The organism is Streptomyces sp. NPDC028910, from assembly GCF_055564955.1.
In genome coordinates, this window is sequence record NZ_JBVHVF010000001.1 from 541456 (window position 1) to 552578 (window position 11123).

An 11123-nucleotide genomic window follows, 5' to 3' on the forward strand; every position below is an offset into this window, starting at 1 on the left:
CCCGTTCAAATCCCAAAGGGGGCAAAGCCGTGCACTCTCCTCACAGATACGCCCCCAGACCCCACAAATCGCCCATGATGGTAACCGGGAAGAGGGTCAGTCCTCCAACGCCCGCCGGAGCCGGTCAGGGTTCACCCTCCAGAATGTGTGCTGCTCGCCGTCCACCAGCACCACCGGAATCTGCTCCCAGTACAACTGGTAGAGCTCCTCGTCCTTCGAGATGTCCTTCTTCTCCCACTGTGCACCGGTCTCCGCGCACACCTTCTCGACGACCGCCTGTGCGTCATCACACAGGTGGCACCCCGGCTTCCCGATGAGCGTCACCACCCGGTCTCCGGGACGCTTCTTCTCCTTGCGGCGCAACAAAGGGCTCATGCCCCCATTCTCGCGAAGTGTTAACGCCTCCGTTTCCCATCGGTTCGAGAACTCCCGAACACAGTGGCTATGCTCGCCGCATGGCCGCTCTGGGATGGCTCACCCCCCGCAGACGCTCCGCAAGCGCGCGGAGCGTGCTGGCAGGCGAGGCCTCGGCCGAGGCCGCCCGGAAGACCGCGCTGGCCGAAGCCCCGCGCCCCACGGAACCCGACCTCGACACCGACCTCGACGCCCTCGTCGAAGAAGGGGAAGAGCCGGAGTTCCCCGTCGCCGGCGACGACCTCGCCGCCGCCTTCTTCGACCTCGACAACACCGTCATGCAGGGCGCCGCGATCTTCCACTTCGGCCGCGGCCTCTACAAGCGCGAGTTCTTCCGCCGCCGCGAGCTCGCCCGCTTCGCCTGGCAGCAGGCCTGGTTCCGGCTCGCCGGCGTCGAGGACCCCGAGCACATGCAGGACGCCCGCGACAGCGCCCTGTCCATCGTCAAGGGCCACAAGGTCTCCGAGCTGATGGCCATCGGCGAGGAGATCTACGACGAGTACATGGCCGAGCGGATCTGGCCGGGTACCCGCGCCCTCGCCCAGGCCCACCTCGACGCCGGCCAGAAGGTGTGGCTGGTCACCGCCGCCCCCGTGGAGACGGCCACGATCATCGCCCGCAGGCTTGGCCTGACCGGAGCCCTGGGCACCGTCGCCGAATCCGTCGACGGCATCTACACCGGCCGCCTGGTCGGCGAGCCGCTGCACGGCCCCGCCAAGGCGGAGGCGGTCCGCGCCCTGGCCGCCGCCGAGGGGCTGGACCTCGAACGCTGTGCCGCGTACAGCGATTCGCACAACGACATCCCGATGCTGTCGCTGGTCGGACATCCGTACGCGATCAATCCCGACACGAAACTGCGCAAGCATGCCCGGACCCATGACTGGCGCCTGCGCGACTATCGGACCGGCCGCAAGGCCGTGAAGGTCGGCGTCCCGGCCGCCGCCGGCGTCGGCGCGATCGCGGGCGGCGCGGCCGCGGCCATCGCCCTGCACCGCCGCCGCAAGTAACGACACAGGCCCCGCAACCAGCGCCGCAACCGGCCGCCGCCAGCGCCGGAGCCTCCGGCCTGCCCCCGGCCCTGCCCTCGGGCCGGCCGCGCACGGGTTTCCGGCCCGCCCGGCGGGGCATTCCCCCAGCCCTACCCCCGCATCCGGCGGAGCACTCGCGCATGCCCGACTCGGTCGCGAGCCCCCTTGGAAGCGTCCATTCCGCGTACCCAAGTGATCAAGAATCGATCACCAACTGCGACTGAATATGCCCTCGACACGCAACAGAAGTGTCGGAAGCGGTGATTTGAGCAACTGGGTGTAGCGCTGCCTGTACGAAGCGTTATTCTCCTCAAACGCATGCCACCGCCCATCTGTCGCCACGACGGGTGAACGGTCCCGCACTGCACGTGATGGAAGCTCTGCCTCTGGGAGTCCCGTGTACCCACCTGTCGGGGTTGACGCCTCGGGCCTGGCTCAGCTGCGCGCAACGGTCCTCGACCACCTGCGCGGCTTCGTCCCCACCGCGTACGCCGTCCCCGCCTTCGCCGCCGCAGTCCCTGCCGGCCTCGGCCCGGCCGGTCCTTGCTATGCCCTGACCGACGGCGGAGCGACGGTGGGCAGACGAGGCCGCGCGGCCGGGGGCTCGAACGGCGCCGCCGGCACGAGCACCCAGGCCACCACCCACCGCCGCCCCACGGCGGACAGCGACCAGGCCCGCATGATGGACCTGGTCGAACGCGCCCAGGCGGGCGAGGCCGAGGCCTTCGGCCGCCTCTACGACCAGTACAGCGACACGGTCTACCGCTACATCTACTACCGCGTCGGCGGCAAGGCGACGGCGGAGGATCTCACCAGCGAGACCTTCCTGCGCGCCCTGCGCCGCATCTCCACCTTCACCTGGCAGGGCCGCGACTTCGGCGCCTGGCTGGTGACCATCGCCCGCAACCTGGTCGCGGACCACTTCAAGTCCAGCCGCTTCCGGCTGGAGGTCACCACCGGCGAGATGCTCGACGCCAACGAGGTCGAGCGCAGCCCCGAGGACTCCGTCCTGGAGTCCCTCTCCAACGCGGCCCTGCTGGAGGCCGTACGGAAACTCAACCCTCAGCAGCAGGAGTGCGTGACCCTGCGCTTCCTGCAAGGCCTCTCGGTCGCCGAGACCGCCCGCGTGATGGGCAAGAACGAGGGCGCGATCAAGACGCTCCAGTACCGCGCGGTCCGGACCCTGGCCCGGCTCCTCCCGGACGACGCCCGCTGACCCCGTTCACAAAACAACACAACCCCACATACATCCGGTGACCCCTCGATGACGCTGTGGTCCGATCATCCTTCGTCCGTAACCCAAGTGCCGCGACGCTCGTTGTGCGGAATGCAGGCTCCCTGTGGACAAGCCCTGCCCGAAGCCGCTCACTCGAAAGGGTGGATGTGCTCAAGGAAGGCAACCTTCCGGACACCTTGGGGAGTCGATCGTCATGACGAGAGGAGGTGCCGCCAGTGATCGCGAACGTGACCCCGCACCGGCGGGCGAACGCCTTCGCCCAGGCCCTGGAGGATCGGACCCCGTCCGACCTTTCAGAACCGGACTCGGCGGCCGAGCAGTCCGAGGCACCTGCCGAACCTGCCGACCACGACCGGCTGTTGGACCTGGCGAGCGTGCTCGGCGAAAGAATGCCGCGCCCAGTGCTGGACCCCGAGGTCAAAGTGGTGCAGCGAGCCCAGCTCGTTGCGGCCATGGAGGCCATGGTCCTGGAGGAGAGGGCCGGGGGCGGTGCCGCCTCGGACCCTCAGGTGCCCGAGCAGCGGACCGGCCGCGGCGCCCACCGGGCGAACTCGCTCCGGAAATTGCGGCCCCGCTCCCGCTGGTCCAAGGGCATCGCAGCGGGCGGCCTCACCGTGGGTGTGGCCGCGGGGGCCTTCAGCGGCGTGGCCGCTGCCAGTTCCGACGCCCTGCCCGGTGACCACCTCTACCCCGTGAAACGGGGCATGGAGGACCTGAAGCTGGGGATGGCCGAGGACGATTCGGACCGGGGGGAGCTCTATCTCGACCAGGCCTCGAACCGCCTGTCGGAAGCCCGCAGGCTGATGGAACGGGGCCGTACGGGCGTACTGGACCACGAGTCCCTGGGCGAGATCCGCCGAGCCCTGGCGGGCGTGAAGCACGACGCGGAGGAGGGCCACCGGCTCCTCCAGGCCGCGTACGAACGGGACGGCTCGCTCGGCCCGATCCAGAAGCTGTCGTCGTTCTCCCGCTCCCACCGCGACGCGTGGGGCAGGCTCCGCGAGAAGCTCCCGGCGCAGCTCACGGACGTGGGCGGTCAGGTGGAATCGGTCTTCCAGGCCATAGACGATGACGTGGCGCCGCTCCAGAGCCTGCTCCCGAAGCCACCGGAGCAGACGCGCGACACCAGCTCGTCCGGCTCCTCCTCGAAGCCGGGCGTTCGCAGCGGCACGCAGCAGTCCGCACCCGCCCCGGGCTCGCCCTCCGGCAGCCCCGCACCGTCCCCCTCGGGCAGCACCCGGCCACCGGCCGACGGCGGCCTCCTGGGCGGTACGGGCGACCTGCTCAACCCGCCCACGGGACAGTCGGCCCCGTCCGCCCCGGGCACGCCGCAGGACCCCAAGCCGGACATCACCCTCCCACCCCTCCTCCCGGGCCTCCTCCCGGGCCTGGGCCTCAACGCGGAGGACGTGGAGTAGCAAGATGGGGGGCCGCTGACGCGGCTCCCCATCCCATCGGCCTTGCCGGCGTTTGAGGCGCGGGGGTCCGGGGGCAGAGCCCCCGGCACTCAACGGTCAGAAAAAGACCGACCGCCGCTGCACCAGCAACTTGTACAGCGTGTGCTGAATCTGCTCCCGCACCTGATCCGTGAGGTTGAACATCAGCATCGGATCCTCCGCCGCCTCCGCCGCATACCCGTCCGTCGGAATCGGCTCCCCGAACTGGATCGTCCACTTCGTCGGCAGCGGCAGCACACCCAGCGGCCCCAGCCACGGGAACGTCGGCGTGATCGGGAAGTACGGGATCCCCAGCAGCCGCGCCAGCGTCTTCGCGTTGCCGACCATGGGGTAGATCTCCTCCGCCCCCACGATCGAGCACGGCACGATCGGCGTCCCCGCCCGCAGCGCCGTCGACACGAACCCACCCCGCCCGAACCGCTGCAGCCTGTACCGGTCCCCGAACGGCTTCCCTATCCCCTTGAAGCCCTCCGGCATCACACCGACCAACTCCCCGGCCTCCAGCAGCCGCTGCGCGTCCTCCGCGCACGCCAGGGTGTGACCGGCCTTGCGGGCCAGCTCGTTCACCACCGGCAGCATGAACACCAGATCCGCCGCCAGCAGCCGCAGGTGCCGCTCCGCCGGATGGTGGTCGTGTACGGCGACCTGGAGCATCAGCCCGTCCAGCGGCAGCGTCCCGGAGTGGTTCGCCACGATCAGCGCACCACCCTGCGCCGGGATGTTCTCGATGCCCTTGACCTCGACCCGGAAGTACTTGTCGTACAGCGGCCGCATCAGGGACATCAGGACATGGTCCGTCAGTTCCTTGTCGTAGCCGAAGTCATCGACCTCGTACTCCCCGGTGACGCGTCTGCGCAGGAACGCCAGCCCGCCGGCGATCCGCCGGTCCCAGCTGTCGCCGCGCTCCGCCGCAGGGGGTTCGGGAGCGACCGGTTGCTCCAGCGCCGGCTCGGGAGCGGGCACCGCCCGCACCCGGCGCGGCGCCCGCCGCCGGGGCCGGTCCTCGTCGAACGGAATCACCTTGGCGTCCGCCACTATCTCTTCGCTCCTTCAGCCGCCTCGACCTCGCCCTTGGGCCCGTCTGCGTCCAGCATGGCCGCCACCCGGTCCACGACCCGCCCGACCCGCTCGGGTGGCAGCAGCCCGCTCCCCCGGCTCCGCGCGAAGTCCGCGAAGGTCTCGGCGGTCGTGTAGAGCGGTTCAAAGCCGAGCACCTCCCGCATCTGCGAGGTCTCCACGACCCGGCCGTGCGTCAGCAGCCTCATCTGCTCCGGCGAGAAGTCGGTGACCCCGACCGCCCGCAGCGCGGAGCCCACCCAGGTCAGGGCGGGCAGCAGCAGCGGAACAGTGGGCCGCCCCAGCCGCCGCGAGCACTGCGACAGCAACAGCACGCCGTCACCCGCGATGTTGAAGGTCCCGCTGTTCAGCGTCCCGCGCTTCGGCTCCTGCGCCGCGAGCCGCAGCACCTCGAGCACGTCGTCCTCGTGCACGAACTGAAGCCGCGGGTCGTAGCCCAGCACGGTCGGCATCACCGGCATCGAGAAGTACTCGGCGAGCGCCGAGTCCGCGAAGGGCCCCAGGATGTTCGCGAAGCGCAGCACGCACACCGCGACGTCCGGCCGCCGGCGCGCGAAGCCCCGTACGTACCCCTCGACCTCGGATGCGTCCTTGGCGAAGCCGCCCGACGGCAGCGACTTCGGCTCCGTGGTCTCGGTGAAGACGGCCGGATCCCGCGGGGTGCCCCCGTACACGCTCGTACTGGACTTCACCACGAGCCGCCGCACCGTCGGGGACTTCTGGCAGGCCCCGAGGAGCTGCATCGTCCCGATGACGTTCGTTTCCTTGACGGTGCTGTGCGGCGCACCGCCCGTCGCCACGCTGCCGCCGGTGACCGCCAGATGGACCACCGTGTCCACCGCGTGCTCCGCCAAGACGCGGGCGATCGCCGACTGCCTGATGTCCGTACGGACGAATTCCGCCGATCCGAGCCGGTGCGGCGGTGTCACCGCGTCCACCGCGATCACCCGCTCGACCTCCGGGTCACGCTGGATCCGGCGCACGAAGCGACCGCCCAGCTGACGGGCTGCCCCGGTGACGAGTACGACCTTGCCCACGTGCTCAGCGCCTCCCTCGAAGAAGTCCCCCGGCTGCACCGCAGCCCCCCCACCAGAATGGTGGAGGGGCTGCGGAAAACACGTACAGCTGCCGTTTACTTCTTGTTACGGCGCTGGACGCGGGTGCGCTTGAGCAGCTTGCGGTGCTTCTTCTTGGCCATCCGCTTGCGCCGCTTCTTGATAACAGAGCCCACGACTACCCTCGCTCACTTCTCTTTACTGGTGCGGGGCGTCTGGGCCCACACGACCTACGTCGGCCTAGCCTACCCGCCCAAGCTCTGAGCTTGTAATCCGAGCCCTTCCAGGGAGTCACGGGCGTCAGTCTCAGGCCGACTCCACCCCCACATAGGACTCTCGGAGGTACTCGTGAACCGCGTTCTCGGGGACCCGGAAGGACCGGCCCACCCGGATTGCGGGCAGATGACCGTTGTGCACCAGCCGGTACACGGTCATCTTCGACACTCGCATCACCGAGGCAACCTCCGCCACGGTCAGGAACTGAACCTCACTGAGAGGCCTCTCGCCAGCAGCCATGACACACCTTGACCTTCCGCGCATGACGGGCACCGGCTTCCCCTCCGGTTACTCCTCGTCGTCGCACGCTCACTCCCCAGAGTAGGGGCGCGTGATACGAGTGGGGAAGAGGAGCTACGGCCACTCCTGCCGCCCCGTCAGACGAGCCCGGCCGAGCACGTACCGCGTGAGCGGTCGGTAGTAGGCCGCTCGCACCGCGTCATCAAGCGGAACGGCCACCGAGACGCGCCCCTCGGCCTCCCCGACGAACAGCGCGGGATCATCCGTATCAGCCAGCCCGATCGCCTCCACACCGAGCTGACCTGCGCCGCAGACCCACCCGTGATCCCCCACCACCAGACCCGGCAGCGGCCCGCCGGCCTCCGCGAGGGCCCCCAGAGCGATCCGAACCGGCAGCGGCGAATGGGTGTGCACGCCGGTCGCACTCCCCGGCACCCGCACGCCGGGTTCCCGCACCAGTGCGACCCCCCGTACGTATTCGATGCTGTGCGTGCGTACGCCGAACCGGGTCGCCATGTCGATGCTCACCCCCTGCGCCGGGGTGAGGACAACACATCCCGCCGCCGACATCGCCTCGGCCAATGCGGCGTAGAAGCCCAGGAGCCGATGCGGATGACCGGTCCCGAACAGTACGGGCGACCGCGCCCGCGCCGCCGCGCGCAGCCGCACCGCGAAAGCCTCCAGCGCGGCCAGCGTCCGCTCGGGGTCGATCACGTCCGGCCCGCTGACGTGCGCCGGATCGGCCGAGACCCCGCACTTGTCCGCCATCAGCCTCAGCAGATCACCCTCGCCCCAGCCCCACTCCGGATCCAGCCCCAGCATCACCCGCGGATCGCGCGCCGCGAACAGCCGGTAACTGCGCAGGCTCTCCTCCCGGGAGGTGGCGACGGGCCCGGCCAACCGGGCGGCCAGCAGATGCGCACGCAGCGCGCCGGTGCTCAACACCCTCCGATGCTGCCCCACCCCACCTGGCGCGACATCAATTCCACCGAACAGCCCCACCGTTGGCGTAACGATGCATCAGGGCCGCGTCCCCGCGGACGCCCGAGTGCTTCAGGTGCTTCAGGTGCTTCAGGTGAGCATTCCGCGCATCGGGAAGACCGCCCGCCGGGTGGCGAGTACGGCCTGATCCGTCCGGTCCGCCGGGTCGTAGCCCGCGTCCCAGTCCCGCCACGACGGCGTCCGCCCGTCCGTCATCCGCGCCGGCGCCAACTGCCGCGTCCGCGCGTACACCTCGTCCCGCCACGAGGCCGGGACCGCCGCCTCCGGGTCCACCGGCCGGTGCGCGGCGATCGCCACCAGGTGCGTCCACGACCGCGGCACGACGTCCACCACCGCGTACCCGCCGCCGCCCAGCGCCAGCCACCGCCCGCCCGCGTACTCGTGCGCGAGCCGGTGACAGGCCTCCTGCACGGCCCGCTGTGCGTCCAGGGACACCGCCAGGTGCGCGAGCGGGTCCTCGAAGTGCGTGTCCGCCCCGTGCTGGGTCACCAGCACCTGTGGCCGGAAGTCCGCGAGCAGCTCCGGCACGACTCCGTGGAAGGCCCGCAGCCATCCCTCGTCCCCCGTCCCGGCGGGCAGCGCCACGTTCACCGCCGACCCCTCGGCCGCCGGACCCCCGGTCTCCTCGGGCCAGCCGGTCTGCGGGAACAGCGTCCGCGGATGCTCGTGCAGGGAGATGGTCAGCACCCGCGGGTCGTCCCAGAAGGCCGCCTGTACGCCGTCCCCGTGGTGGACGTCCACATCCACGTACGCGACCCGCTCGGCCCCCAGCTCCAACAGCCGCGCCACGGCCAGCGCCGCGTCGTTGTACACGCAGAAACCGGCCGCCCCGCCCGGCATCGCGTGGTGCAGCCCGCCCGCGAAGTTCACCGCGTGCTCCGCCTCCCCCCGCCAGAGCGCCTCGGCGCCCGCCACGGACTGCCCCGCGATGAGCGCGGACGCCTCGTGCATGCCGTGGAAGGCCGGATCGTCCATGGTCCCCAGCCCGTACGACCCGTCGGCGACCACCGGATCGGCGGACACCTCGCGCACGGCGGCGATGTAGTCCTCCCGGTGGACCAGCCGCAGCGTAGAGTCTCCGGCCGCACGGCCCGCCCGTACCTCCATGGCCCGGTCCAGCCCGAAGGCCCGTACCAGGCCCATGGTCAGCGCCAGGCGCACCGGATCCATCGGATGGCTCGGTCCGAAGTCATACTTCGTTACCGCCTCGTCCCACATCAACAACCCGCGGCCGCTCATGCCCGACACCGTATCGGGCGCCGTCCGAGCCGAACGAGCGGGCGTAGAACAGTGTCACCAGGACCAGCGCCATCGGCACCAGCATCGCGCCCCGGTAGCTCCAGGCATCGCCGATGCCCCCGACGAGCGGCGACCCGATCAGGAACCCGACGTAGTTGAAGATGTTGAGCCGCGCGACGGCCGTGTCGCTGGCCCCGGCGCCGTGATGCTCGAAGGCGCGCCTCCCCGCGGCGGCGAAGGTCTGCGGCACGATCACGCACAGCCCGATGCCCAGCAACGTGAAGCCGAGCATCCCCACCCACGCACCCGGCGCCGCCGCCACGACGGCGAAGCCGGCGGCGGCGACCAGCGTCCCGCCCCGCACCACGGCCGCGGCCCCGAAGCGCCGCACGCCCAGGTCCCCGACGGCCCGCCCGATGAGGGTGGTCACCATGTAGACGTTGTACGGGACGGTCGCCATCTGCTCCGAACTCCCGAGCACGTCCTGGAGGTACTTGGCACTCCAGTTCGCGACGGTCGAGTCCCCGATGTACGCGCACGCCATCACCAGGCAGAACGGCAGCAGCAGCTTGGACCCGCCGGCCCCCAGCCCCTTCCCGTGGGCTTCGCCGACGGGCGTGTCGACGTAACGGCGGCTCGCGAGCAGGGTCAGCGGCAGCAGTACGGCCACGGCCGGCAGGTAGCTCACGACCAGGTCCAGATGCCAGTGCGCCCCGGCCCAGGCCGCCGAGGCCCCGACGATCCCGCCGAGGCTGTACGCGGCGTGGAAGCCCAGCATGATGCTCCGCCCGTACGCCCGCTGCAGGCTGACCCCGAGCATGTTCATCGAGGCGTCCAGCGCACCCACCGCCAGCCCGAACGCCCCCAGGGCGAGCGCCACATGCCACATCTGACCGCCGGCTCCGACCCCGAGCAGGGACAGCAGCACCAGCGGCTGAGCCCATCTCAGCACCACGCTGGGCGCGACCCGCTTCACCAGGTGCTCGGTGGCGACGCTCGCCACCCCGGCGAGGATCGGCACGGCGGCGAGGAAGGCGGGCAGCAGCCCGTCGGATATCCCGTACCGGTCCTGGATGGCCGGGATCCGCGTCACGAGCAGCGCGAAGGCGACACCCTGCGCGAGGAAGCTGAACCCGAGAGCACCCCGGCCGCGCCGCAGCCGCACATCGTCCGTCATGGCGGGTCAGCGTAGGCCCCGGGACTACCCGTGGGTAGAGCGATCACGCGGGCAGTTGCAGAAGCCCCGGGAGTTGCTTCATGTCCCCGAAGTGCCCGGTGGCACCGGGGAGTCGGTCGGCGGGCAGCATCGCGGTGAAGGCGTACACGTCCATGCCGGCGGCTTGGGCGGCCTCGATGCCGAGCGGGCTGTCGTCGACGACCGCGCAGCGGGCGGGATCCACACCCATCTCCCGCGCCGCGTGCAGGAGCAGATCGGGAGCCGGCTTGCCCCGGCTCCCGTCCTGCGAGCTGAAGATCCACTCCTCTTCGAACCACCCGTCGAGCCCGGCCGCCCGGTGCCCGACCCGGATCCCCTCATGACTCCCGGAGGAGACCAGGCAGTACCCGACCCCGTGGGCGGTCAGCGCCCCGAGCACCTCTTCCACTCCGGGGACAGGCTTCAGCTCCCGCTCGAACGCGGCGCGGGTGCGCGCGTCCAGCGTCTGTCCGAAGTCGGCCGGCAGTTGCTCCCCCGTCCGCTCCTGGACGAGCTCGCGCACCCGGTCCACGGCGGCTCCCATGTAGTCGCGCAGGGCCTCCTCGGCGGTGGTCGGGTGCCCGAGCTCGGTCAGGTACCCGGCGAGGATGCTGCTGGTGAGCGGCTCGCTGTCCACCAGCACGCCGTCGTTGTCGAAGATGACGAGGTCGTAGCCCATACCCCCACATTACGAGCCGTCAGTGCGGATCCATCCGGAACCCATGCCGGGCATCCGGAGGACGCGGGACCGTGGGCCCGGGCCCCGAACGCAGAAAAGCCCCGCACCATAAGGTGCGGGGCTTTCCCACAATGATTGTTCGGCGGCGTCCTACTCTCCCACAGGGTCCCCCCTGCAGTACCATCGGCGCTGAAAGGCTTAGCTTCCGGGTTCGGAATGTAACC

The 11123-nt window shown here is 70.6% G+C and carries 12 protein-coding genes and 1 rRNA gene; 3 read left to right on the plus strand and 10 right to left on the minus strand.

What is annotated here, in order from left to right:
• Positions 1-96: 96 nt before the first annotated feature.
• A complete protein-coding gene (locus ACZ4TV_RS02630) occupies positions 97-375 on the minus strand; it encodes a glutaredoxin family protein (RefSeq protein WP_468129845.1) in 279 nt (92 codons plus the stop codon).
• Between the two features lie 80 nt (positions 376-455).
• Here ACZ4TV_RS02630 and ACZ4TV_RS02635 point away from each other — a divergent pair, with 80 nt between their 5' ends.
• The 3 genes from ACZ4TV_RS02635 (at position 456) to ACZ4TV_RS02645 (ending at position 4097) form a co-directional block, all read left to right on the plus strand.
• Complete coding sequence (locus ACZ4TV_RS02635; RefSeq protein ID WP_468129847.1) at positions 456-1421, plus strand: HAD family hydrolase; 966 nt, start codon at positions 456-458, stop codon at positions 1419-1421.
• A 418-nt stretch (positions 1422-1839) separates the two neighbouring features.
• The gene (locus ACZ4TV_RS02640; RefSeq protein ID WP_468129849.1) at positions 1840-2658 is read left to right on the plus strand and encodes an ECF subfamily RNA polymerase sigma factor, BldN family; all 819 of its coding nucleotides are present in this window, start codon (positions 1840-1842) and stop codon (positions 2656-2658) included.
• A 236-nt stretch (positions 2659-2894) separates the two neighbouring features.
• Complete coding sequence (locus tag ACZ4TV_RS02645) at positions 2895-4097, plus strand: DUF5667 domain-containing protein (RefSeq protein ID WP_468129851.1); 1203 nt, start codon at positions 2895-2897, stop codon at positions 4095-4097.
• Between the two features lie 96 nt (positions 4098-4193).
• On the opposite strand, the gene ACZ4TV_RS02650 is transcribed toward ACZ4TV_RS02645, so the two are convergent.
• From ACZ4TV_RS02650 to rrf, 9 genes are all read right to left on the minus strand, one after another.
• The gene (locus tag ACZ4TV_RS02650) at positions 4194-5171 is read right to left on the minus strand and encodes a lysophospholipid acyltransferase family protein (RefSeq protein WP_468129853.1); all 978 of its coding nucleotides are present in this window, start codon (positions 5169-5171) and stop codon (positions 4194-4196) included.
• Complete coding sequence (locus ACZ4TV_RS02655; RefSeq protein WP_468129855.1) at positions 5171-6250, minus strand: NAD-dependent epimerase/dehydratase family protein; 1080 nt, start codon at positions 6248-6250, stop codon at positions 5171-5173. Before ACZ4TV_RS02655 ends, ACZ4TV_RS02650 begins: the two co-directional genes overlap by 1 nt.
• Before the next feature lie 95 nt (positions 6251-6345).
• Complete coding sequence (locus ACZ4TV_RS02660) at positions 6346-6444, minus strand: 30S ribosomal protein bS22 (protein ID WP_003948845.1); 99 nt, start codon at positions 6442-6444, stop codon at positions 6346-6348.
• A 130-nt stretch (positions 6445-6574) separates the two neighbouring features.
• The gene (locus ACZ4TV_RS02665; protein ID WP_008738568.1) at positions 6575-6784 is read right to left on the minus strand and encodes a helix-turn-helix domain-containing protein; all 210 of its coding nucleotides are present in this window, start codon (positions 6782-6784) and stop codon (positions 6575-6577) included.
• Between the two features lie 114 nt (positions 6785-6898).
• Positions 6899-7729, minus strand: coding sequence for a phosphatase (locus ACZ4TV_RS02670; protein WP_468129928.1), 831 nt, complete (start codon positions 7727-7729; stop codon positions 6899-6901).
• A 126-nt stretch (positions 7730-7855) separates the two neighbouring features.
• Positions 7856-9025: an acetoin utilization protein AcuC gene (locus ACZ4TV_RS02675; RefSeq protein WP_468129857.1), complete on the minus strand. Its 1170-nt coding sequence runs from the start codon at positions 9023-9025 to the stop codon at positions 7856-7858.
• A complete protein-coding gene (locus ACZ4TV_RS02680; protein ID WP_468129859.1) occupies positions 8976-10202 on the minus strand; it encodes an MFS transporter in 1227 nt (408 codons plus the stop codon). The genes ACZ4TV_RS02675 and ACZ4TV_RS02680 overlap by 50 nt, the downstream gene beginning before the upstream one ends.
• 43 nt (positions 10203-10245) lie before the next feature.
• Positions 10246-10899: an HAD family hydrolase gene (locus ACZ4TV_RS02685; RefSeq protein ID WP_468129861.1), complete on the minus strand. Its 654-nt coding sequence runs from the start codon at positions 10897-10899 to the stop codon at positions 10246-10248.
• A 137-nt stretch (positions 10900-11036) separates the two neighbouring features.
• Positions 11037-11123, minus strand: a 5S ribosomal RNA gene (gene rrf, locus ACZ4TV_RS02690); the annotation flags it as partial.